This window comes from Pseudomonas sp. TUM22785, from assembly GCF_028198105.1.
Classification (GTDB): Bacteria; Pseudomonadota; Gammaproteobacteria; order Pseudomonadales; family Pseudomonadaceae; genus Metapseudomonas; species Metapseudomonas solani.
Genome location: NZ_CP116239.1, coordinates 2244740 through 2266750 on the forward strand (window position 1 = coordinate 2244740; position 22011 = coordinate 2266750).

The 22011-nt window shown below is 64.8% G+C and carries 19 protein-coding genes; 13 read left to right on the forward strand and 6 right to left on the reverse strand.

Annotated features, from left to right (window positions below; all coding sequences use genetic code 11):
- The first annotated feature begins 9 nt into the window (after nucleotides 1-9).
- From PI990_RS10480 to cysB, 3 genes are all read left to right on the forward strand, one after another.
- Nucleotides 10-915: a 5'-nucleotidase gene (locus PI990_RS10480; protein WP_021220342.1), complete on the forward strand. Its 906-nt coding sequence runs from the start codon at nucleotides 10-12 to the stop codon at nucleotides 913-915.
- A gap of 43 nt (nucleotides 916-958) precedes the next feature.
- Nucleotides 959-1459 (forward strand): universal stress protein, encoded by a 501-nt coding sequence (locus tag PI990_RS10485; RefSeq protein WP_021220341.1) that lies wholly within the window; start codon nucleotides 959-961, stop codon nucleotides 1457-1459.
- Nucleotides 1460-1580: 121 nt separating this feature from the next.
- The gene (gene cysB, locus PI990_RS10490; RefSeq protein WP_021220340.1) at nucleotides 1581-2555 is read left to right on the forward strand and encodes an HTH-type transcriptional regulator CysB; all 975 of its coding nucleotides are present in this window, start codon (nucleotides 1581-1583) and stop codon (nucleotides 2553-2555) included.
- Nucleotides 2556-2598: 43 nt separating this feature from the next.
- Here cysB and PI990_RS10495 read toward each other — a convergent pair whose 3' ends face one another.
- Both PI990_RS10495 and PI990_RS10500 read right to left on the reverse strand, forming a co-directional pair.
- On the reverse strand, nucleotides 2599-2874 hold the full coding sequence (locus PI990_RS10495) for a hypothetical protein (protein ID WP_184489299.1): 276 nt from the start codon (nucleotides 2872-2874) through the stop codon (nucleotides 2599-2601).
- Nucleotides 2875-2878: 4 nt separating this feature from the next.
- Nucleotides 2879-3613, reverse strand: coding sequence for a phosphoadenylyl-sulfate reductase (locus PI990_RS10500; RefSeq protein ID WP_021220338.1), 735 nt, complete (start codon nucleotides 3611-3613; stop codon nucleotides 2879-2881).
- A gap of 190 nt (nucleotides 3614-3803) precedes the next feature.
- On the opposite strand from PI990_RS10500, the gene thrH reads away from it, so the two are divergent.
- Nucleotides 3804-4421, forward strand: coding sequence for a bifunctional phosphoserine phosphatase/homoserine phosphotransferase ThrH (gene thrH / locus PI990_RS10505; RefSeq protein WP_021220337.1), 618 nt, complete (start codon nucleotides 3804-3806; stop codon nucleotides 4419-4421).
- A 75-nt stretch (nucleotides 4422-4496) separates the two neighbouring features.
- Here the strand turns inward: thrH and pabB are convergent, their stop codons facing one another.
- A complete protein-coding gene (gene pabB / locus PI990_RS10510; protein WP_271660559.1) occupies nucleotides 4497-5843 on the reverse strand; it encodes an aminodeoxychorismate synthase component I in 1347 nt (448 codons plus the stop codon).
- Nucleotides 5844-6006: 163 nt separating this feature from the next.
- Here pabB and PI990_RS10515 point away from each other — a divergent pair, with 163 nt between their 5' ends.
- The 7 genes from PI990_RS10515 to PI990_RS10545 all read left to right on the forward strand — a co-directional run bounded on the left by PI990_RS10515 (nucleotide 6007) and on the right by PI990_RS10545 (nucleotide 16784).
- Nucleotides 6007-8721, forward strand: a complete 2715-nt coding sequence (locus PI990_RS10515; RefSeq protein ID WP_271660560.1) for a LuxR C-terminal-related transcriptional regulator — start codon at nucleotides 6007-6009, stop codon at nucleotides 8719-8721.
- Nucleotides 8718-11426, forward strand: coding sequence for a helix-turn-helix transcriptional regulator (locus PI990_RS10520; protein ID WP_271660561.1), 2709 nt, complete (start codon nucleotides 8718-8720; stop codon nucleotides 11424-11426). Before PI990_RS10515 ends, PI990_RS10520 begins: the two co-directional genes overlap by 4 nt.
- 240 nt (nucleotides 11427-11666) lie before the next feature.
- Nucleotides 11667-12113 carry a DUF6160 family protein gene (locus PI990_RS10525; protein WP_021220333.1) on the forward strand — a complete coding sequence of 149 codons (447 nt, stop codon included), beginning with the start codon at nucleotides 11667-11669 and terminating at the stop codon, nucleotides 12111-12113.
- Nucleotides 12114-12199: 86 nt separating this feature from the next.
- Nucleotides 12200-12961 carry a C39 family peptidase gene (locus tag PI990_RS10530; RefSeq protein ID WP_021220332.1) on the forward strand — a complete coding sequence of 254 codons (762 nt, stop codon included), beginning with the start codon at nucleotides 12200-12202 and terminating at the stop codon, nucleotides 12959-12961.
- 43 nt (nucleotides 12962-13004) lie between these two features.
- Nucleotides 13005-14009, forward strand: a complete 1005-nt coding sequence (locus PI990_RS10535; RefSeq protein WP_271660562.1) for a transporter — start codon at nucleotides 13005-13007, stop codon at nucleotides 14007-14009.
- 16 nt (nucleotides 14010-14025) lie between these two features.
- Nucleotides 14026-15618, forward strand: a complete 1593-nt coding sequence (locus tag PI990_RS10540) for an outer membrane protein transport protein (protein WP_271660563.1) — start codon at nucleotides 14026-14028, stop codon at nucleotides 15616-15618.
- Entirely contained in the window at nucleotides 15618-16784 is a 1167-nt protein-coding gene (locus tag PI990_RS10545) for a MalM family protein (RefSeq protein ID WP_271660564.1), read from the forward strand. Before PI990_RS10540 ends, PI990_RS10545 begins: the two co-directional genes overlap by 1 nt.
- A 178-nt stretch (nucleotides 16785-16962) precedes the next feature.
- On the opposite strand, the gene PI990_RS10550 is transcribed toward PI990_RS10545, so the two are convergent.
- From PI990_RS10550 to rloA, 3 genes are read right to left on the reverse strand one after another with little or no spacing between them, the layout of a single operon-like run.
- Entirely contained in the window at nucleotides 16963-17949 is a 987-nt protein-coding gene (locus PI990_RS10550) for an alpha-L-glutamate ligase-like protein (RefSeq protein ID WP_043243282.1), read from the reverse strand.
- Between the two features lie 3 nt (nucleotides 17950-17952).
- Nucleotides 17953-19479: an osmotic stress tolerance membrane protein RloB gene (rloB, locus tag PI990_RS10555; protein ID WP_021220327.1), complete on the reverse strand. Its 1527-nt coding sequence runs from the start codon at nucleotides 19477-19479 to the stop codon at nucleotides 17953-17955.
- A gap of 5 nt (nucleotides 19480-19484) precedes the next feature.
- On the reverse strand, nucleotides 19485-20021 hold the full coding sequence (gene rloA / locus PI990_RS10560) for a retropepsin-like aspartic peptidase RloA (RefSeq protein WP_271660565.1): 537 nt from the start codon (nucleotides 20019-20021) through the stop codon (nucleotides 19485-19487).
- A 285-nt stretch (nucleotides 20022-20306) separates the two neighbouring features.
- Here rloA and PI990_RS10565 point away from each other — a divergent pair, with 285 nt between their 5' ends.
- Both PI990_RS10565 and prpB read left to right on the forward strand, forming a co-directional pair.
- Nucleotides 20307-21032 carry a GntR family transcriptional regulator gene (locus PI990_RS10565; protein WP_184489306.1) on the forward strand — a complete coding sequence of 242 codons (726 nt, stop codon included), beginning with the start codon at nucleotides 20307-20309 and terminating at the stop codon, nucleotides 21030-21032.
- A complete protein-coding gene (gene prpB / locus PI990_RS10570) occupies nucleotides 21029-21916 on the forward strand; it encodes a methylisocitrate lyase (protein WP_021220324.1) in 888 nt (295 codons plus the stop codon). The genes PI990_RS10565 and prpB overlap by 4 nt, the downstream gene beginning before the upstream one ends.
- Nucleotides 21917-22011: the final 95 nt, after the last annotated feature.

Below are 22011 nucleotides of genomic sequence, written 5' to 3' on the forward strand. Positions count from 1 at the left end.
GAGAGGGGTATGGCGGGAGGACTGGCGGACAAACTGGTGCTGGCGATTTCCTCGCGGGCGCTGTTCGACCTCAATGAAAGCCACCGGGTGTATGAGGCCGAAGGCATCGAAGCCTACCGCCAGTACCAGATCGAGCACGAAGACGAAGTGCTCGAGCAGGGCGACGCCTTCCCCCTGGTGCAGAAACTGCTCGGCCTCAACAGCGAGTTGGGGCAGGCGCGGGTCGAGGTGATCCTGGTGTCGCGCAACAGCGCCGATACCGGACTGCGCGCGTTCAACTCGATCCAGCAGCATGGCCTGGCCATATCCCGCGCGGCCTTCTCCGGCGGCCGCAGCCCGGGGCCTTATCTCAAGGCGTTCGGTTGCCACCTGTTCCTCTCCACCCATGTGGACGACGTGCGCGCTGCACTGCAAAGTGGCTTCGCCTCGGCGACCATCCTGTCCGGCGGGCCGCGCCGGGCCGCGAGCAACGAATTGCGCATCGCCTTCGACGGTGATGCGGTGCTGTTTTCCGACGACTCCGAGCGCGTCTACCAGCGCGGCGGGCTCGAAGCCTTCCAGGCCTACGAGCGCGAAGCTGCCTTGACGCCACTGGACGGTGGCCCCTTCAAGCCCTTCCTCTCGGCGCTCAACCGCCTGCAGCAGGAGTTCCCCGCCGACGCCTGCCCCATCCGCACGGCCCTGGTCACCGCGCGCTCGGCGCCGGCCCATGAGCGGGTCATCCGTACCTTGCGCGAGTGGGACATCCGCCTCGACGAATCCTTCTTCCTCGGCGGGTTGGAAAAGTCCTCGATCCTCGATGCCTTTGGCGCCGACGTGTTCTTCGACGACCAGGCCGGGCATTGCGAGAAAGCCCGCGAAGTGGTCGCTACGGGCCATGTGCCGCACGGTGTAAGCAACGAACCGCAGATCTGACTAAGCTGAGACGAGGCCCGCCACCCAGGCAGTAGGAGGCCTCATGATTCGTTCGATTCTCTACGCCACCGACCTTGGCCTCTATGCCCCCTACGTGCTGCAGCACGCTCTCTCGCTCGCCCGGGTCTACCAGGCCGAGCTCTACGTGGTGCACGCGGTGGAGCCCCTCGGGTTGTTCGCCGAGTCGGTCCTGCAGACCTACCTGGATGAAGAGCGCCTTGCCGACCTGCGCAGCAAGGGCCTGGGCACCGTCATGGCCAGCATCGAACAGCGTGTGCTGGAAGGGTTCCGCGACGAGATGGGTGACGCCCAGAGCGAACTGGGGATGATCCGCGCGGTGCGCGTGGTGCAGGGCGACCCGGCCCAGGTGATTCTCGAAGAGGCGCAGAAACTCGGGGTGGATTTGCTGGTCGTAGGCAGTCATAGCCATGGCGCTGCGCTCGATACGCCCCTGGGGCGGACGTCGGCGCGGCTGGTGCAGTTATCCGATGTGCCGGTGTACCTGGTGCCCATGCTGCAGCACCGGGGCAGGGGAGAGCTGTGACGGCGATTACGAATGACGTGCAAAACTGAAAAAAACGTCTAGTTTTATCCATCAAACCATTAATATGGTTATAAACGTCGCCGACCATCCATTGCGTCGTCATTTGCTTTGAGGGACATCTATGAAGCTTCAGCAACTGCGCTACATCTGGGAAGTGGCGCACCACGACCTCAACGTGTCGGCCACCGCGCAAAGCCTGTACACCTCGCAACCAGGTATCAGCAAGCAGATCCGCCTGCTCGAGGATGAACTGGGCGTCGAAGTATTCGCCCGCAGCGGCAAGCACCTCACCCGCGTCACTCCGGCGGGCGAGCGCATCATCACCACCGCCGGGGAAATCCTGCGCAAGGTGGAAAGCATCAAGCAGATCGCCCAGGAATTCTCCAACGAGAAGAAGGGCACCCTGTCCATCGCCACCACCCACACCCAGGCGCGTTACGCGCTGCCGCCGGTGATCAGCAACTTCATCCGCCAGTACCCGGACGTGGCGCTGCACATGCACCAGGGCACGCCGATGCAGATCGCCGAAATGGCGGCCGACGGCACCGTCGACTTCGCCATCGCCACCGAAGCCCTGGAGCTGTTCGGCGACCTGGTGATGATGCCCTGCTACCGCTGGAACCGCTGCGTGATCGTGCCTCAGGGCCACCCGCTGACCAAACTGCCGAAGCTGACCCTGGAAGCGCTCGCCGAGCACCCCATCGTCACCTACGTGTTCGGTTTCACCGGCCGTTCGAAGCTGGACGAAGCCTTCAGCCATCGCGGCCTGACGCCGAAGGTGGTGTTCACCGCGGCCGACGCCGACGTGATCAAGACCTATGTGCGCCTGGGCCTGGGCGTGGGCATCGTCGCCAAGATGGCGGTGGACCCCAAGCTCGACAGCGACCTCGTGGTACTGGATGCCGGCGAGCTGTTCGAATCCAGCGTGACCAAGATCGGCTTCCGTCGCGGCACCTTCCTGCGCGGCTTCATGTGCGACTTCATCGAGAAGTTCGCCCCGCACCTGACTCGCGACATGCTGGCCAAGGCGGTGCAGTGCCACAACAAGGCCGAGCTGGATGACCTGTTCCACGACGTCGAGCTGCCGACCTACTGAGTCGACGCCCGCAAACGAAAAGCCCGGCATCTGCCGGGCTTTTTCATTCTGCTTCGAGCACCTGGTGCAGGAACTCGTGGAACACGGTGTAGACCTGCTCGCTGCCGTCGTCGCGGCGCACCACGAAGAAGGGCGCGGTGTCGATGCCATAGTGCTGGGCGACCATCCAGCCGGCGCTGGCCGGGTTGCGCTCGTCAGCCACCATCACCCGGTCGATGCGCCCCATGTAGCCGCCACGCTCCAGCAGGCGCTGCACATCCTTGCACTTGTCGCAGTCCTCGCCATCGGCCATGACCTTCTTCACCAGGGTGATCTTCATCGGCTCAGTTCTTCGCGATCAGGTTGCCGGCGTGCAGCCCGCACTCCTTCTGCGTGGCTTCTTCCCACCACCAGCGGCCTTCGCGTTCGTGCTGGTTGGGCAGCACGGGGCGGGTGCAGGGCTCGCAGCCGATGCTGATGAAACCGCGCTCGTGCAGCGGGTTGTAGGGAATCTCCAGCATGCGGATGTAGGCCCAGACTTCGTCGCTGGGCATCTGCGCCAGGGGGTTGAACTTGTACAGCGGGTTGTCGGGCGTGGAGAAGGCGCCATCCAGTTCTACCGCCGCCACCTTGCTGCGGGTGCCGGGGCTCTGGTCGCGGCGCTGGCCGGTGGCCCATGCGCGCACGGTGGACAGCTTGCGCCGCAGCGGCTCGATCTTGCGGATGCCGCAGCACTCCTCGTGGCCGTCCTTGTAGAAGCTGAACAGGCCCTTCTCGCGAACGAAGGGCTCCAGCTTGGTGGCGTCGGGGGAAAGCAGCTCGATGGCGATGCCGTAGTGCTCGCGGACCTTCTCGATGAAGCGGTAGGTTTCCGGGTGCAGGCGACCGGTATCCAGGCTGAACACCTTGACGTTCTTGTTGAGCTTCCAGGCCATGTCCACCAGCACCACGTCCTCGGCACCGCTGAAGGACAGCCACAGGTCGTCGCCAAAGTGTTCGAAGGCGAGCTTGAGGATGTCCTGGGGGGATTTGCTGGCGTAGGCCGCGGCGATCTCGGCGACGTCGAAGGGTTGGCTCATCAGGCGGTTTTCCTAGTTGAAATGGCGCTACGCGCTCTGTGGCGCGGATGGTAGCAAAAGCAACTTATGCGCCTAAATAACCATAAGGCAGGGGGACTGCCCTGTTTGGGTATAAGTGCCGCGTTGCGTGGCTGCGGGTGAAAAGCTAGAGTGCCGCCTCCCTAACAATTCAATAACCGAGGAATGTCTCGTGGAAATCGCCTGTCTCGACCTGGAAGGTGTGCTGGTTCCGGAAATCTGGATCGCCTTCGCCGAAAAAACTGGAATCGACGCGCTCAAGGCCACGACCCGCGATATTCCCGACTATGACGTGCTGATGAAGCAGCGCCTGCGCATCCTCGATGAGCACGGCCTCAAGCTGTCCGACATCCAGGAAGTGATCGCCACCCTCAAGCCGCTGGAAGGCGCGGTGGAGTTCGTCGACTGGCTGCGCGAGCGCTTCCAGGTGGTGATCCTCTCCGACACCTTCTACGAGTTCTCCCAGCCGCTGATGCGCCAGCTCGGCTTCCCGGCCCTGCTGTGCCATAAGCTGATCACCGACGACACCGACCGCGTCGTGGGCTACCAGCTGCGCCAGAAGGACCCGAAGCGCCAGTCGGTGATCGCCTTCAAGAGCCTCTACTACCGTGTGATCGCTGCGGGCGACTCCTACAACGACACCACCATGCTCGCCGAGGCCCACGCCGGCATCCTGTTCCATGCGCCGGAAAACGTGATCCGCGAGTTCCCGCAGTTCCCCGCGGTGCACACCTACGAGGACCTCAAGCGTGAGTTCCTCAAGGCGTCCGATCGCCAGCTGAGCCTCTGAGCCTAGCCATGAAAAAGCCCGCGAAAGCGGGCTTTTTCGTTTCTGCGCCTGCGTGGCGCTGGGCGAATGGAGCCCCTACAAGCCTTCCAGGGTACGCAGCAGCACCTGCACCTTGGTGATGGATTCGCGGTACTCCTCTTCCCACTGGGAGTCGGCGACGATGCCGCCACCGCCCCAGCAACTGGCCACGCCGTCCTTCACCAGCAGGGTGCGGATGGCGATGGAGCTGTCCATCTCCCCGCGCACGTCGAGGTAGACCAGCGAGCCGCAGTAGATGGCGCGGCGGGTCGGTTCCAGCTCGTCGATGATCTGCATGGCGCGGATCTTCGGCGCACCGGTGATGGAGCCGCCGGGGAAGCTGCCCACCAGCAGGTCCAGTGCGTCCTTGCCTGCGGCCAGGGTGCCGCTCACGGCGCTGACCAAGTGGTGCACGTTGGGGTAGCTCTCCAGGGCGAACAGCTCGGGCACCTTCACGCTGCCGGTGGCGCAGCTGCGACCCAGGTCATTGCGCAGCAGGTCGACGATCATCAGGTTCTCGGCCCGGTCCTTGGGGCTCGCCAGCAGCTCTGCGGCCTGTTCGGCGTCCTCGTCCGGCGTGCGGCCCCGGGGGCGGGTGCCCTTGATCGGGCGGGTTTCGACCTGGCCCTTGCTCAGCTTGATGAAGCGCTCTGGGGAGAGGCTGAGGATGGCGCCGCCTTCGGCCAGGGCCTGGTAGGCGGAGAAGGGCGTGGAGCAGGCTTCGCGCAGCGCCAGGTAGGCCGCCCAGGGGTCGCCCTGGCAGGGCGCCTGGAAGCGCTGGGCGAAGTTCACCTGGTAGCAATCGCCGGCAGCGATGTACGACTGGATGCGTTCGATGGCCGTTCTGTAAGCCGTTTGCGACAGATCGGCCTGAAAGGCGCGGGTAAGGCGAAATTCATCGACGTTGTCGGGATTTTCCGCGCACTCGAACAGGTCTATCAGTCGCAGTCGCTCGCTTTCGGCGAGGCTCGGGTGGAATACCAGCTGGCTGGTGCGGTGCTGGTGGTCGCTGACCAGGGCCCAGGCATAGAGGCCGAGTTGGGCGTCCGGCAGGTGGCGGTCATCCAGGGCCTGCTCGGGCAGTTGCTCCAGCCGGCGGCCGAAGTCATAGGAAAAATATCCCATCAATCCGCCCGTGAATGGCAGTTCCACGGTATCGGGGGAATCCGCCGGGCCCAGCTGCTGCAAGGTCCCGCGAAGGCGGCAAATAAAGTCGTTGGCCGATTCGTCGGGTCCCGGCGCCAGTTCTGCCAATGGCCAGGCGCTGAATAGGTCATAGCGTCCACGACTGGCAATGGGCCGGCCGGCGTCGAGCAGCACCGCTCCGGGTGCATGGCGGACGAGGGCGAAACGCTGTCCCGGGTGTTCGTGGTAGGGCAGAGGGTGTAGGAGGCAGTTGGGCATGATGGACGCAAAGAGGGCGCGAGTGAGGATTCTAGACCGCCTAAATTGTCGATCCTAGAGCCGTTTCTTAAGTTTACGCAGGAAATGCATTCTGATAATTATGGATAAATCCCGCGGGGTCATATCCCCGTCCCACAATGATAAAGATACAGGGATACAGGCCGTGGATGCAGTTCTCGACCCCGCAGCCGGCAGCCTACTGCGCTCAAAACTGATGACGCCCCAAGCGTCTGCCGACTATTTGCCACGACCGCAGGTGCAGGCGGTCCTGGCTGCACACCCTCACGCGCGCCTTTTGCTGTTCTCGGCGCCCGCAGGCTTTGGCAAGACCACCGCCCTGGCGACCCTCGCAGAACAACGGCGTGAGGCCGGTTCCGCTGTCGCCTGGTTCTCCCTCGGCAGCGAGGACGACAACCCCTCGCGCTTCTTCCAGCAACTGATCAAGACCCTGGGTGCCGCCGTGCCCGGCATCGGTGCCCATGCGGCCGGCTTCCTGCAGAACACCATGCAGGTGCCGGTCGCTGCCGTGCTGGAAAGCCTGCTGGTGGAACTGACCGCACTGGAAGGGCCGCTGCTGCTGGTGCTGGATGACCTGCACCTGCTCAGCGACACGGAGATCTTCACCGCCCTCGGCCGCCTGGTGAAGATGGCGCCGGCCAATTTCACCCTCGCCATCGGCAGCCGCTCCCTGCCGCCGATGAACCTCGCCACCCTGCGTGCCAAGGGCTGGTTGCTGGAGATCGGCCTGGACGAGCTGCGCCTGACCGAGGACGAGACCCGCAACTATCTGGACCGCAGCGGCCTGGAGCTGGACGAGGCGACCCTCGCCGCGCTGCACAGCCAGACCGAAGGCTGGCTGATCGGCGTTCACCTCGCCAGCCTCTGGCTGCGCCACCAGCCCCAGGCCTCCGACCAGGTGCTGGCCATGGGCGGCGACCAGGCGGCCGTGGGCGACTACCTGCTGACCACCGTTTTCGAGCAGTTGCCGGCGGACCTGCAGGACGCCCTGCTGGCCCTCGGCATCGCCAGCCAGTTGAGCGGTGACCTGGCCAACGCCCTGACCGGGCGCAACGACGGCCAGGCCCTGCTGGAGCAGCTGGAAACCATGCAGCTGTTCCTCCTGCCCCTGGACCGCGAGCGCCAGTGGTACCGCTTCCATCACCTGTTCGCCGACTTCCTCCGGGCCCGCCTGGTGGCCCAGGAGCCGGAACGCTTCAAGCAGCTGCACTTCAATGCCAGCCTGTGGTTCACCAACCACCACATGCAGAACCTCGCCATCGAGCACGCCTGCCTGGCCGAAGACCCGGAAATGCTCGCCGCGCTGGTGGACGGTTGCGGCCTGGAGCTGATCAACCGTGGCCAGCTGAACCAGATCTACCGCTGGCGCCAGTTCGTTCCCGACGACATCGCCGAGCGCTACCCGACGCTGATCCTCGCCGATGTGTGGAACCGCGCCACCGAGCTGGCCTTGCCCGAAGCCAACCAGATGCTCGACGAGCTGCTGGCGCGCTGGGGCGGTACCGGCGCCCAGGCGCCGCTCAGCGAGAAGTACCTGGCCGCGCTGGCGGTGAAGGCCGCCATCGCGCTGCAGAAGGACGACCTCGACCTCTGCGTGAGCCTGGCGCGCAAGGTGGAGGGCCTGCTCGGCCAGCACGAGGCCTTCCTCGAAGTGGCCATGCTGGTGATCGGTGCCCTGGCCCTGGTGATCCTCGCCCAGCCCGAACAGGCGCGACGTCTGCTGGCCCTGGCGCAGCAGCGCAACCACTTCCTCGAGGGTCGCTACCTCGACATGCAGCTGGGTAACGTGGAGGTGCTTCTCTCGCTGGAGCAGGGCCAGGTCAAGCAGGCCCAGTTGCTGCACGAGCAGATGCGCGCCCAACTGATGCCGTTGTTCGGCGAGAAGTCCCGGGCCTTGGCCCTGCCGGTGATCATCGAATCGCTGATCGCCTACCAGCAGGGGCGTCTGGACGGCCTGGAAGAGCGCCTGCGCTGGGCGCTCAACCATGTGGACGTGATCAAGCCCATCGATATCTATGCCCAGGGCATGCTCTTCCTCGCGCGCATCCAGCGCATGCAGGACAAGCCCAAGGAAGCCCTGGCCAGCCTGGTGCTGATGCAGAACCTGGCGGCGCGCAACCACTCCTGGCGCTTCTACGTGCAGGCGGTGGCCGACGAGGTGACCCTGATCCTCCAGGAACCGGCGACCGACCGCATCAAGCGGGCCGAGCTGCGCCTGAAGGCGGTGGACTGGGCCAAGCTCGCCGCCGACTACGCCAAGCGCGGCTTCAACCCGGTGCTCTGGACCCAGGGGCTGATCCGCGTGCGCCTGCAGCAGGCGCGTGGGCATTACAGCGAGGCGCTGCACGAGATCAACCAATTGCGTGCCCAGCTGCAACCCGGCTGGCATGGCCTGCAGCGCCTGCGCCTCGACCTGCTGGCCGCCCTCAGCTACCAGCGCCTGGGCTACCAGGAACGGGCCCAGAGCCTGCTGGTGCAGTGCTTGCTGAGCGCCGAGCGCGAGGATGTGCGCAGCCTGTTCGTGGAGGAGGGCGATGCCATCCGCCTGCTGCTGCAGCAACTGGAAGCCGCCGAGCGCCAGCCCGCGCTGCAGGGGTTCATTCGCAGCCTGCTGGCCATCTGGCCGGGACAGGACGTACGCAAGTCACAGGATGTGCTGGAAGAAGGGCTCACCGACCGCGAACGCGAGGTGGTCCTGCTGGCGGCCAAGGGACTTTCCAACGAGGAAATCGGCCAGCAGCTCTCGCTGGCCCTGGGGACCGTGAAATGGCACCTGCACAACATCTACGAGAAGCTCAAGGTGCGCAATCGCACCCAGGCGATACGCCGGGCGCGGGAACTGGGGCTGCTGGAAGCATGAGCGCCCCGTCCAACGATGCGCTGCCCTTCCCGATGCTGCGTACCAAGCTCTTCCCGCCGGATTCCGGCGGCCGTCCGCGCCTGGCGCGCAAGGCCCTGATCGACCGGCTGTTCGAGGCCCGCAGCCAGCGCGTGATGGTGCTCAGTGCCCCCGCAGGGTTCGGCAAGAGCACCGTGCTCAGCCTGTTCCGCGAGAAGCTGCAGCAAGCCGGTGCGCGGGTTGCCTGGCTGTCCTGCGATGATTCCGACAGCGAGCCCCAGCGCCTGCTGCAATACCTGGTCGCCGCGGTCGAGGCGGTGAAGCCGGGCTTCGGCAGCAACACCGCCGGGCTGCTGCGGGGTGAGGTGAACTGGCCGGTGGAGGCGATCATCGACGCCTTCGTCAGTGACTTGCAGCGCTTCGACGGCGAGCTCTACGTGATGCTCGACGACTTCCATCGCATCCGCCACGCCAGCCTGGAGCAGGGCGCCCGTCACCTGGTCGAGCGCCTGCCGCGCAACGTGCACCTGGTCAGCGCCACCCGCTTCACCCCGCGCAGCCTGTTCATCGAGGGCGAGGCCTTCACGCTGCAGGCCGAAGACCTGCGCCTGTCCCTTGAGGAAACCGAGGCGTACTTCCGCGAGGTCCGCGAGCTGGAGTTGAGCCGCAGCGAGCTGAAGCAGCTGCATGCCCGCACCGAGGGCTGGATCACCGCGCTGCACCTGGCCAGCCTTGCCCTGGCACGGCATCCGGACCGCAAGGCCTTCCTCGCCAGCCTCAGCGGTACCGAGCGCAATATCGCCGACTACCTGGCCGAGGACGTGGTCAACAGCCTGCCCCTGGCCCTGCAGCAGTTCCTCGACCAGACCTCGGTGCTCGACGAGTTCTGCGCCGACCTGTGCAACGCCCTGACCGGCCGCCGTGACGGTCTGGACATGCTGATGCGACTGCAGCGCGAGCAACTGTTCGTGATCCCCCTGGACGAGCAGGGCGAGTGGTTCCGCTACCACCACCTGTTCGCCGAATTCCTTCAGGGCCGCCTGCAGCGCCATACCGACAGTGCCACCCTGCTGCATGCCGCCGCGCGCTGGTGCGAGAGCCACGACCTGCCGGACCGCGCCATCAAGTACGCCCTGCGCGGGCGTGACTACGGCTTCGCCGCCGAGTTGCTGGAGCGCCAGGGCGCTCGGCTGATCGCCGGCAACCGCGTCTACGGCATCCTCTCGATGCTCAAGGAAGTGCCCGCCGATGTGATCCGCGAGCACCCGGTGTTCCAGATTTTCTACGCTTGGCAGTTGGCCTTCGAGCAGAAGTTCGCCGAGTCCGAGGCGCTGATCGAAGAGGTCAGCACCCGCCTGCTGCAGGGGCGCGGCAAGGTCATTCACTTCGGTCTCGGCGAGCTGCTGGCCGCCTCTCAGGTGCTCAAGGCGCTGGTGCTGCTGTACCAGGACAAGCTGGAAAGCTGCCTCAAGGTCGCCCGCCAGTGGCTGGCCATGGTCCCGGACAACCAGCCGGTGTTCCGCGCCAGCCTGTCCTGCGTGCAGGCGGCGGCCTATGCGTTGCTGGGTGAGTTCGGCGACGCGTCGAAATCCATCGCCACCGCACGGGATTGCCTGCGCATCGTCGACAGCGAATACCTGCATGTGATGACCAGCCTGATCGAGTCGCTGATCTGCAAGGAGAGCGGCGAGCTGGAACGCGGCCGCTCCATCGCCGAGATTGCCCGTGGCCGTGTCGAGCGGGTCTTCGGTCGCCGCAGCCGCGTGGGTGGGCCACTGGTGCTGGCGTACGCCGACCTGCTTTACGAACAGGATCGCCATGCGGCGGTGCTCGCCGAACTGCCCCTGGCTACCACCTGGCGCGACGTGGCGACGCCGGTGGAGCTGATCAGCCGTGGGCAGTTGGTGATGGCGCGGGCGCGCTTCTTCGCCGGTGAACCGGAGCAGGCGCTCAATCAATTGGATGACTGGCTCGCCGGCCTCCAGGGGCCGGGTTACGAGCGGGTGTTCGCCCACGGCATGGGTTGCAAGGTGCAGTTCCTGCTGTGGCTGCGCCGCCCCAACGAAGCCGAGCGCGTCTGCCTGCAACTGGAGCGCCACCTGGCGGCCCTGCCGCTGGCGCGCTATGCCGATGCCCATACGGCACTGGCCTTGTCCGTCGCTCGCCTGGCCCTGACCGAGCGGCGCCCGGAGAAGGCGCAGAGCGCGCTGGAAACCTGCCTCGCCCGCCAGGGCGCCGAACACCAGCGCGACCGGCGCCTGCGCCTGTCCCTGTTACTTTCCGTGGCCTACTGGCGCAAAGGTAACAGCGACAAGGCCTTCGCCCTGTTCCTGCCCACCCTCGAGGAAGCCTGGAACCGCGGCTACCGGCGCCTGTTCCAGGACGATGCGCTGTGGCTGCTACCCCTGTGGGAGGCTTGGCGTGCCGCCGAGCCCAAGAAGGCCGGGGCCTGGCAGGGTATCGCCGAGACGCTGCGCGAGCAGTGCCGGCGCCTGGCGGTGGACCCGGAAACCTTCGACGAGAACCAGGATGTGAGCCACCGCGAGCGAGAAATCCTGCGTTTCGTCGCGGCCGGCCTGTCCAACCGGGACATCGCCCAGGCGGTGCACCTGTCGGAAGCGACCATCAAATGGCACTTGCATAACCTGTTCGCCAAGCTGGGCGTGCGCAGCCGCACCCAGGCGGTGCTCAAGGGCAAGAGCCTGGGCCTGCTCAGCGAGGCCTGATGCCACTAAAAATACAGCAAGTTGCCATCCTCCATCCCTTGGATGGGCTGGCAGCGGAGCGGGGGCTCAGTAACGTGAGAACCAGGTCGAGAAGCCCAGTGCTTCACGAGTCCAGACCGGCGCGCATAGGGAAGCAGCGCTCGTGCTGGAGGTCGGTGCAAACCGACCCGACTGCCGCTGACAGGAGGTAGGCGGCAGGCCCCCGGGGCAACCCACCTGTGAACCTTGGAGATAACAACAATGAAAAGCTTCAAACAACTGGCTCTCGCCGCTGCTGTGCTCGCTGCTCCCTTCATGGCCCAGGCCGACCTGAAAGCCATGGATGACTCCGCTCTTTCCAGCGTTACCGGTCAGGATGGCATCAGCATCTCCGGTAACTTCAACGGCACCATCGGCAGCGTGGTTTACAACGACAAGGAAGGCAGCGCCACCGGCAGCCTGCGCCTTGAAACCATCGCCTTCTCCGGCTTCAACATCTCCGACAGCGCGCCGATCCTGGTTGACGTGATCGACGGTGGCAGCGGTGCCGGTGCCAGCGACAAACTGCAGATCACCCTGCCGACCATCACTGGCGAGCTGAGCGTCGGTGCCATCCGCATGGGCGACGCCTCTGCCGCCAGCATCGGTTCCCTGGCCGTCAGCGACCTGAACCTGGCCGGTACCACCATCAAGGTCTGGGGCCACTGATAGGTCGCTCCATCCTGTGATGCGGAAGGTCCCGCCGGCTCCGGCCGGCGGGCCTTTCTTTCGTAAGCCCTGTATTCGGAACGGCAATGATCGAGATCCTGGTCGGCAGTCTGCTGGGGTTGTTCGGATTCACCCAGGCCGTGGACACCAAGCCACAGCCCAAGGGCTCCGTGAACATCACCCAGGCCATGGTGCCCAACGGTCCCTACCGGGAGACCGTCAATCCGGAGCCCATGAGCCAGCTGCAGTTCCGCAACGTCATCCGGCAGGCCTATGACTACAGCTGCGGTTCCGCCGCGCTGACCGGGCTGCTGGACTACTACCTCGGGCGCAACCTCGAGGAGCGCCAGGTGATGGAAGGGCTGTTGCGTTATGGCGAGGCCGACAAGATCGTCGAACGACGCGGTTTCTCGCTGCTGGACATGAAACGCTTCGTGGGGGCGCTGGGCTACAAGAGCGGAGGATTCCGGGCCGAGTTCGAGGACCTCGACCAACTGGAACACCCCGCGCTGGTGCCTATTCACTACGGTGGTTTCAAGCATTTCGTAGTGGTGCGCGACGTCTACAACGATCACGTGTTCATCGCTGATCCCGCCCTGGGAAACATCAGCTTCACCCGCACCCGGTTCGAGGAGGTGTGGGATGGGAACGTGCTGTTTGTGATCTACCCGACAGGCAACGAACCGCCAAACGCCATGGCCTTGACCGAGCGCGACCTGCGCCTGGTGGACGATCGCACCGTCAGCCTGCTGGCGTTCCAGCAGTTCCCGCAGATCACCAAATTCACCGAGAACCAGATCGACCAGTTGGGCTCGGGAGGCGACATCCAGTACATAAGACGCAAATAAGAAAACCCGCATAAGTAAGAATAAAACCAGGGGTAAAGGTGCCATGGGAGTGAGGGGATACGCATGGCTGGCCGTGCTGGCGCTGGGCGCCTGTGGGCCGCTGTGGGCCGAGGAGAGCTCGGTGGACGATGCGCGTGAGGCGCTGACCAAGAAAGAAGGGGATGCCGACAGCGCCAAGGCGCTGGAGCAGGTATTCCAGGCCTCGGAGAAGAGCTACACCCTGCTGAAGAAAGGCGAGCGCACGCTCACCTACGGCTTCGATTATTCATTGGTGCGTGATGTGCAGATCGAACAGGTCCGCACCGGCACCAACGTCTACAGCGTGATTCCCCGCAGCGAAGCCCAGCACACCTTCACCAACTCCTTCACCTTCGACTACGGCATCTGGGACAACCTGACCTTCAGCGTGCGCCTGCCCTTCGTGGCCAAGTACGACACCGAGCGCGACGTCAACGTCTACAGCCTCGGCGACGTCTCCGGCAGCCTGCGCTGGCAGCCCTGGTCCGCCACCCGCGGGCGCCCGGTCACCACCCTGTTCGCCACCCTCGGCCTGCCCACCGGCGAGAGCCCCTTCGACATCAACAACGAGACGGACCTGTCCACCGGCAACGGCTACTACAGCCTGGGCGTGGGGGCCAACACCTCCTACGTGATCGACCCGGTCGTGCTGTTCGGCTCGGTCGGATACACCTACAACATGCCGGTGCACAACATCCACCAGAACCGCGGCGGCCGCCTGCTGGAGGATGTGGACCCGGGCAACACCCTGTCCCTGAGCATGGGCTTCGCCTATGCGCTGTCCTACGACGTGTCCCTGGCCACCTCCTACCAGATGGCCTACAGCACCAAGCCGACCTACACCTTCGGCGACACCGAGGTCGAAGGCACCGAGCAGACCAGCGCGATCATGAACTTCTCGCTCGGCCTGCGGACCTCTCCCGACTACATCGTCAACATCAACGCCGGCTTCGGCATGACCGAGGACTCCCCGGACGTGATGCTGGGGTTCTCCGTTCCTCTGGACATCAAGGGCCTGAAGGCCCAGTAACCGGCGAGGCGACGACATGACGATGCGAATTTCGCCGCTGGCCCTGGTGCTGGCGGGGTTGGGGGCTGGTTGGGCGGCTGGCGTGCAGGCGCAGCTGGCAAACGACCTGACCATTGGCAACCCCAAGGCGATGGCCATGGCCAATGCCGTGACCGCCGACTCCACCGGGATCGACGCGGTGCACTACAACCCGGCGGCGCTGACCAAGCTCAAGGGCCGCCAGACCACGGTGAAGATGATCGCCGGGGTGATGGATATCCGCGCCGAGTTCGATGCGCCGGAGGGCTACAACGTCATGGGGTTCACCGATGACCCCGTGGCCAACTCCAGCAGCCGCACTTTGACCCCGGCCATGTACCTACCCGGCATGGGCGGCATGACCGACATGCCGTTGCTGGTGGCCCCCCTGGCGGGCCTGTCGATCAACCCGCCGGGCTCCAAGTTCACCTTCGCCACCAACGTCTATGCCCCCATGGCCCTGGGCTATTCACGGGACTCGGACAGTGATCCGGGCCGTTACCAGGGGCGCGAGGTGGCGATCCAGCGCATCACCTATTTCTCGCCCTCCGTGGGTTACCAGGTGAACGACGAACTGGCGGTGGGTCTGTCGGTGGGCTTCTCCCATCAGGCCCTGGCGTTGAACGAGGACTTCCGTAATCCGAGCATGCTTACCGGGTTGGTGGGCTTGCTCAACAAGGTGCTCTGCGAGCCCGGGCTGGAAGAGATGATTGGCACGATCATCAACGTATGCGGTGGTCGATTCGGCCCCTTCGATACCCTGGCCAATATCGATCTGGACCTGCAGCAATCGCTGTCGCCCACCTGGAACATCGGCGTGCTCTGGGAGCCCACCGACTGGTTCGCCTGGGGCGCTACCTACCAGAGCGAGGCACGCATGCACCTCCAGGGCAAGTACCGGGTGGATTACTCCAAGGACTGGCAAGGGTTCTGGACCGGCTTCCAGGGCGCGATTTTCGGGCAGATCCTCAGCCCGCTCTTCCCTTACGGCAATGTCGACGAGGAAGTGGGCAATGCCAGCCTGACCATGACCTACCCGGACAACTTCTCCACCGGGATCAAGATCAGGCCCTTCGAGCGCTGGCAGTTCAACGCCGACCTGAAATGGAGCGGCTACAGCGACTGGAACGAGTTCGAGATCGAGTTCGACCGTGAGCTGGACGTGCTGCGTATCGCCAAGAACTTCGGCGGCGGCAAGGCCACGGCTACCACCCTGACCCTGGATCGCGGCTACCGCGATACCTGGAGCTGGGCGGTGGGCGCGCAGTACGACGTCACCGACCGCCTGGCCCTGCGCGCGGGCTACGAGTGGCGCCCCTCGGCCATCCCTGGCAACAAGGCCGACGTGCTGGCGCCCATCGGCGATGCCCAGCTCTATGGCCTTGGGTTGGGTTATCGCTGGGACAAGGACACCAACATCGATATCGGCTTCAACTACTTCGTCACCTCGCAGACCACCAGAGCCAATACCAGCTGCAACCTCAACTGCACCGGCATCGACAACCTGGTCTACAACCCCTATGCGGGCCAGGACGTGACGACCTCGGTGAAGGCCTACATCGTGGCCATGACCTACACGACGACTTTCTGATGAAGACCCGTGCCGCGCTTTGCCTCATCACCGCCCTGGCGATCCAGCCCCAGGTCCAGGCCGCCAGCGGGCGCTACCTGACCTGGATCGACGACAACGGCCGGGTGCACAACAGCTTCGTCGGCGAGCGCTACGGCGAGCAGCAGCGCCAGGCGGCCCAGCGCATCAGCCGCAGCGACCTGGCGCGCCTGCAGGAGCAGGGCGCTACGGGCTGGCCAGGCAGCAACAGCGGTGGCGAGCAGAAGCGTCGTTACTTCACCTGGGTGGATGCCAGCGGCAACCTGCAGAACAGCTTCTATGCCGCGGGCCAGGTGCCGGCGGGGCAGCGCGACTACCTGCTGCCCAGCGGCGCCCGCTCCACCGAATACATCGATGCCGATGTGCTGGAAGGGCGCGGTTATTCGCGACCGGAGAACGGTGCGGGCTATTTCACCTGGGTGGACGAGCAGGGCCGTACCCACAACTCCAGGGTGCCGGCCAAGGGGGACGAACCCCAGGCGGAGGAGGGCGTTGGGCAACCGGTGGCCTACACCGAAAGCCGGCAGGTGGAGTTCGAGCGCAAGGCCGCCATCCTGCCGTCGCTGGATGGCCAGCCCAGCGAGGCGATGAAGGCCTTGCTGGAGGGCAGCGAGGAGCGGGGCAAGTCGCTCTACCAGGGGCTGGTCGACCAGTGCTGCGGGCAGTTGCCGGAGGGCGATTTCACCGAGCTTTCCGCCGAGGAGCCGCGCTACGAGGAACTCAACCGCTTCTCCCCCAGCTTCGCCTTCCCCATGGGGCGCAGCTACTACGCGGCCCTCAAGCTGCCGCGTTCCGGGCGCGCCTATGGCCTGCGCATTCGCAGCTTCGCCAACCGCCAGGTGGTCTATCCTTCGATCCTCTTCCTCGACGAGGCCAAGCGCCCGACGCGCCTGGTGAGCGACGCCGTCTACCAGCTGCATGGCGAGACCTGGTACCGCTACGCCTACATCGAAGGCACCGTGCAGGTCCGCGCCAACCAGGGCGAGCGCTACGCGCTGCTGCTCACCACCGACGAGGACCGCAGCCTCAACACCCTCGACAACAAGCCCTTCAAGCGCCCGATGCAGGACCTGGCCGTCAGCGAGGCCGGCATGCAGGTGCACGAGCACGTGGACGAGGGGGCATTCGAGCTGGCGATCGTCAGGTAGTGGGGCTGAGGGGGATGGCGTAGGTCGGGTGCAACCCGACGAGCTCGCAGCGATGGGTTTCGCTCCGCTCTACCCATCCTACGGACTACCCATCCCACGGATTGAGCACCTCTACCCCGAATCCCTGGCATGAAAAAGCCCGGCACATGGCCGGGCTTTTTCGTTGCAGCAGGGCGGATCAGAGTTCGGCGGGGTGCACGTGGCCGAACAGTTCCTGGGAGAAGCGCACGCGCTCCTCGGGCGTTTCCACGATGCCCTTTTCCTGCAGCTCGGCGATGCGGGCTTCCACCGCGTGGGCGCGATGGGTGAGGCCGCAGTCGTTGGCGATCTGGATGTTCAGGCCGGGGCGGGCGTTGAGCTCGAGGATCAGCGGGCCCTTCTCCTGGTCCAGCACCATGTCGACACCGATGTAGCCCAGGCCGCACAGCTCGTAGCAACCGGCCGCCAGCTTCATGAAGCCGTCCCAGTTGGGCAGCTGCACGCCGTCCACCGCGTTGGTGGTGTCCGGGTGCTTGGCGATCTTGTTGTTCAGCCAGGTGCCGCGCAGGGTGACACCGGTGGCCAGGTCCACGCCCACGCCGATGGCGCCCTGGTGCAGGTTGGCCTTGCCGTTGGACTGGCGGGTGGGCAGGCGCAGCATCGCCATCACGGGGTAGCCCATGAGCACGATGATGCGGATGTCCGGTACGCCCTCGTAGCTGATGCTCTTGAAGATCTGGTCAGGCGTCACGCGGTACTCGATCAGCGCGCGGTCACGGTGCCCGCCGAGGGAGTAGAGGCCGGTGAGGATCGAGGAGATCTGATGCTCGATCTCCTCGTGGCTGATGATCTTCCCGGAGACCGTCTTGTAACGGCCTTCGAAGCGGTCGGCGATCACCAGGATGCCGTCACCGCCGGCACCCTGGGCGGGTTTGATCACGAAATCGTTGCGCTCGCCGATGATCTCGTCGAGCTTGTCGATTTCCTTCTCGGTGGAAATGATCCCGTACATTTCCGGCACGTGGATGCCCGCCTCGATGGCGCGCATCTTGGTGATGATCTTGTCGTCGACGATCGGGTACAGGTGCCGTTTGTTGTACTTCAGCACGTAGTCCGCGTTGCGACGGTTGATGCCCATGATGCCTTTGGCTTCGAGGGCTTTCCACGTCTTGATCAGGCCGAACATGGCTCAGTCCTTCAGGAAGGCTTTGAAGCGGAACAGCTCCGTCAGGCGGTAGCCGCGGTAGCGACCCATCGCCAGCATGAAGCCCACCATGATCAGCAGCACGGCCGGGAAGGTGAAGATGAAGTAGGTCAGCTCCGGCACGGTCATCAGCAGGTGCGCCAGGGTGGCGGCGAACAGGGTGCCGATGGCGACCTTGAAGGCATGGCCACCGCCGCGCTCTTCCCAGGTGATGGACAGGCGTTCGATGGTCATGGTCAGGATCACCATCGGGAACAGCGCCACGGACAGGCCGCGTTCCAGGCCCAGCTTGTGGCTGAGCAGGCTGATGACCGCAATCAGGATCACCACGAACGTCAGCACCACCGATAGCCTGGGCAACATCTGCAGCTTCAGGTGTTCGAGGTAGGACCGCAGTGACAGACCCAGCGCCGTGATGATGGTGAACAGCGCGATGCCGAAGCCCAGCTGCGTCTCGCGGAAGGCGAGGGCGATCAGCACCGGGGTGAAGGTACCCAGGGTCTGCAGGCCGCCGAGGTTGCGCAGGATCAGGATCACCAGCACACCGATGGGGATCATGATCATGATCTGGTAGGTCTGCTGGGTCTGCAGCGGCAGGCCGTAGAGCGAGTATTCGAGGAAGTCGGCGTCGGTGTTCTCGTCGGTCAGCTTGGCCAGGCGGATGGCGTTCATCTCGCTGTTGTTCAGGCTGAAGGTCACCTGGGCCTTCTTGCCGCCGTCGACGGTGATCAGGTTGTCGTCACCAGTCCACCACACCAGGCGGTCGGCGGGCAGGCCCTGTTCGCCGGTATCCGGGTTGAAGTACAGCCAGTTCTCGCCGTTGAAGCTGCGCAGCCAAAGCTCAGGGCTCTGCGGCTGGTCGGCGGCGAGGCGGATGGTGTGCACGCGTTCCATCGGGACGTGGGCGATGGACAGCAGCAGCTCGATGGCCTTGGCCTTGTTCGAGGTGCTCTGGTCGCCGGCGAGCAGCAACTTGACGTTGTCGTCGTTCAGGTTGTTGGTGCGCTTGATGGTCTCGCTGATGAAGGTCTCGACGTCGGCCGAGTGCTGGCGGATGGGGGCCAGCAGGGCTTCGGCGGCGATCTTCTCGGCACCCTCGACCGGGATGCTGTCACGGAAGATCGGCCCCTTGTCCTTGGGCTTCTCGCCGCTGTAGCGCTTGGTCAGCACCAGGCGGTAGTAGAGGGTCTGGTTGCCGCTGGCGCGGCGGGCGGACCAGGTCACCTTGCGGTTGCCGTCCACGCGATTGATGCTCACGCCGTAGTTGTTGGAGATGAAGCTCTCGTTGAGGCTGACGTAATCCCGGTTCAGCGGCGGCACGAACATCTGCACCTTGATCGGGTCGCGCGGGCTGGCCTGGAATTCGACCTTGGCGTCGATGTTCCAGAGGTCGTCGGTCTCATCCTCGGTGATCGGGATGCCCTGAATGAAGATCTGGTAGGCCGTTATCAGAATGCCCAGGGTCACCAGCAGGGTGATCAGGACTTTCAGATGCAGGGTAAGAGAGCGCATGTGAGTTACTCGGCAGAGTTTGCGTCAGTGGCACAGCCGGGTTGGCCGGCAGCGTATTTAAGGCTCGGGTCGACCAGTGCATCGAAGCGCTTGAGCGCCTCGGAACCGATCAGAAGCGGGTATTGGAAAGCACTACGGTCGGTGAGGTTCACTTCGATCGTGCGCAGGGCGCTGCCCATGCAGATATCGAGTTCGATCACCGGGCGCGCGGTGTAGGTCTTGTCTTCATCCGGATCGTAGTCGCCGGCGCGGCGCTTGATCTTGCTGATACGTGCCAGCGGCCGCTCGATGGGGTGCGCATGGGCGTCGTCGATGGCCAGGTAGAAGCGCACCCAGGTCTCGCCATCACGCTTGAAGCGCTTGATGTCGCGGGCACTGAGGGAGGCTGTCTTGGCGCCGGTGTCGAGCTTGGCGGCGACCACCAGGTCGAGGCCGTCAAGACGGGCGTATTCGTTCAGACCATAGATGGTCCTGTCGGCGGCGAGGCTGAGGCCTGGCAGTGCTAGCAGGCATATGAGCAATGCGAAGGGCTTGAGAGTCATGAGTCCTTGGGTAGCGTTCGAGATGCTGATGCCCGATGCCTGGCCTGATGGCCTCGGCGCCTGGCGTACGAGTCTAGCAGCGCCCCGCCAGGCGCATGAGCGGCGCATTCTAACACGCAGGTTTTCCGGGGCGACAGACGCTTATGGCGCTTTGTTAAGGCTGTGACGGGTTCAAATGAATTTTTTGCGATCTACGACGATTGTCGACAATGGCTGTGTTTTGGTTTGACTGAACTGCTTGCTGGCGTTAATTTTGCGGGGTGATTTTTCAATGTGTCGACAATTATGCTTGATGCAGCAGAAGCACCCGTCACCCAGGCCGAAGACTCGGAAACCCTCTCCGAGCACGTCTTCCGGCGTATCCAGGCGGCCATCGTCAAGGGCGAGATCGCGCCCGGCAGCAAAATCTCCGAGCCGGAGCTGGCCCGCGCCTATGGCATCAGCCGGGGCCCGCTGCGCGAGGCGATCCACCGCCTGGAAGGGCAGAAGCTGCTGGTTCGCGTGCCCCACGTCGGTGCGCGGGTGGTGTCCCTCAGCCATGCCGAGCTGATCGAACTCTACGAAATCCGCGAATCCCTCGAGGGCATGGCCTGCCGCCTCGCCGCCGAGCGCATGACCCAGGCGGAGATCGACGATCTGCGCGCGGTGCTGGAAACCCACGAGCGCGACGCTGCCTTCCAGGCCGGCGTCGGCTACTACCAGCAGGAAGGCGACTTTGACTTCCACTACCGGATCATCCAGGGCAGCGGCAACCAGACGCTGACCCGCATGCTCTGCGGCGAGCTCTACCAGCTGGTGCGCATGTACCGCCTGCAGTTTTCCAGCGTGCCCAACCGGCCGCGCCAGGCCTTCGCCGAGCACCACCGAATTCTCGATGCCATCGCCGACCGTGACGGCGAGCTGGCCGAGCTGCTGATGCGCCGTCACATCGGCGCTTCCAAGCGCAACATCGAGCGCCACTACCAGGGCGCCGTCGCCAAACTCCCAGAAGAACAACGAGGTGAGTCATGAGTCAGAAATCCGCCGGCCTGCGCTTCCGCGACGCCATTGCCGAGGAAAGCCCGCTGCAGGTCATCGGCGCCATCAACGCCAACCATGCGCTGCTGGCCAAGCGCGCCGGCTACAAGGCCATCTACCTCTCCGGTGGCGGCGTAGCGGCGGGCTCGCTGGGCCTGCCGGACCTGGGCATCAACACCCTGGATGACGTGCTCACCGACGTGCGCCGCATCACCGACGTCTGCGACCTGCCGCTGCTGGTGGACATCGACACCGGCTTCGGCCCCAGCGCCTTCAATATCGAGCGCACCGTCAAGAACCTGATCAAGGCTGGCGCCGCCGCCGCCCACATCGAAGACCAGGTCGGCGCCAAGCGCTGCGGCCACCGTCCGGGCAAGGAGATCGTCTCCTGCGAGGAAATGGTCGACCGCGTGCGTGCCGCTGCCGACGCCAAGACCGACCCGGACTTCTTCCTCATCGCCCGCACCGACGCCATCCAGGCCGAAGGCGTGGACGCCGCCATCGAGCGCTGCCTGCGCTACGTGGAAGCCGGTGCCGACGGCATCTTCGCCGAGGCCGCCTATGACCTGCCGACCTACCAGCGCTTCGTCGACGCCCTGAAGGTGCCGGTGCTGGCCAACATCACCGAGTTCGGCGCGACCCCGCTGTTCACCCGCGATGAGCTGGCGTCGGTCGGCGTGGCCATCCAGCTCTACCCGCTGTCGGCCTTCCGTGCCGCCAACAAGGCCGCCGAAGCCGTCTACACCTCGATCCGCCAGAACGGCCACCAGAAGGACGTGATCGAGCTGATGCAGACCCGCGCGGAGCTGTACGACCGTATTGGCTACCACGCCTTCGAGCAGAAGCTCGATGCGCTGTTCGCCGCCGGCAAGAAGTGATCGAGCGGTCGTTCCGGGTGGGCCCATGGGCCGCCCGGCGGCCACCGCAGAACAATAAAAGCACCATCATCCGGATCAGATGAGGAGATACATGC

What these genes read in the sequence shown, in the direction of transcription:
- PI990_RS10480 (WP_021220342.1), top strand. Translation starts at nt 10, where the DNA reads ATGGCGGGAGGACTGGCGGACAAACTGGTGCTGGCGATTTCCTCGCGG.
- PI990_RS10485 (WP_021220341.1), top strand. Translation starts at nt 959, where the DNA reads ATGATTCGTTCGATTCTCTACGCCACCGACCTTGGCCTCTATGCCCCC.
- cysB (WP_021220340.1), top strand. Translation starts at nt 1,581, where the DNA reads ATGAAGCTTCAGCAACTGCGCTACATCTGGGAAGTGGCGCACCACGAC.
- PI990_RS10495 (WP_184489299.1), bottom strand. Translation starts at nt 2,874, where the DNA reads ATGAAGATCACCCTGGTGAAGAAGGTCATGGCCGATGGCGAGGACTGC.
- PI990_RS10500 (WP_021220338.1), bottom strand. Translation starts at nt 3,613, where the DNA reads ATGAGCCAACCCTTCGACGTCGCCGAGATCGCCGCGGCCTACGCCAGC.
- pabB (WP_271660559.1), bottom strand. Translation starts at nt 5,843, where the DNA reads ATGCCCAACTGCCTCCTACACCCTCTGCCCTACCACGAACACCCGGGA.
- PI990_RS10520 (WP_271660561.1), top strand. Translation starts at nt 8,718, where the DNA reads ATGAGCGCCCCGTCCAACGATGCGCTGCCCTTCCCGATGCTGCGTACC.
- PI990_RS10525 (WP_021220333.1), top strand. Translation starts at nt 11,667, where the DNA reads ATGAAAAGCTTCAAACAACTGGCTCTCGCCGCTGCTGTGCTCGCTGCT.
- PI990_RS10530 (WP_021220332.1), top strand. Translation starts at nt 12,200, where the DNA reads ATGATCGAGATCCTGGTCGGCAGTCTGCTGGGGTTGTTCGGATTCACC.
- PI990_RS10535 (WP_271660562.1), top strand. Translation starts at nt 13,005, where the DNA reads ATGGGAGTGAGGGGATACGCATGGCTGGCCGTGCTGGCGCTGGGCGCC.
- PI990_RS10540 (WP_271660563.1), top strand. Translation starts at nt 14,026, where the DNA reads ATGACGATGCGAATTTCGCCGCTGGCCCTGGTGCTGGCGGGGTTGGGG.
- PI990_RS10545 (WP_271660564.1), top strand. Translation starts at nt 15,618, where the DNA reads ATGAAGACCCGTGCCGCGCTTTGCCTCATCACCGCCCTGGCGATCCAG.
- PI990_RS10550 (WP_043243282.1), bottom strand. Translation starts at nt 17,949, where the DNA reads ATGTTCGGCCTGATCAAGACGTGGAAAGCCCTCGAAGCCAAAGGCATC.
- rloB (WP_021220327.1), bottom strand. Translation starts at nt 19,479, where the DNA reads ATGCGCTCTCTTACCCTGCATCTGAAAGTCCTGATCACCCTGCTGGTG.
- rloA (WP_271660565.1), bottom strand. Translation starts at nt 20,021, where the DNA reads ATGACTCTCAAGCCCTTCGCATTGCTCATATGCCTGCTAGCACTGCCA.
- PI990_RS10565 (WP_184489306.1), top strand. Translation starts at nt 20,307, where the DNA reads ATGCTTGATGCAGCAGAAGCACCCGTCACCCAGGCCGAAGACTCGGAA.
- prpB (WP_021220324.1), top strand. Translation starts at nt 21,029, where the DNA reads ATGAGTCAGAAATCCGCCGGCCTGCGCTTCCGCGACGCCATTGCCGAG.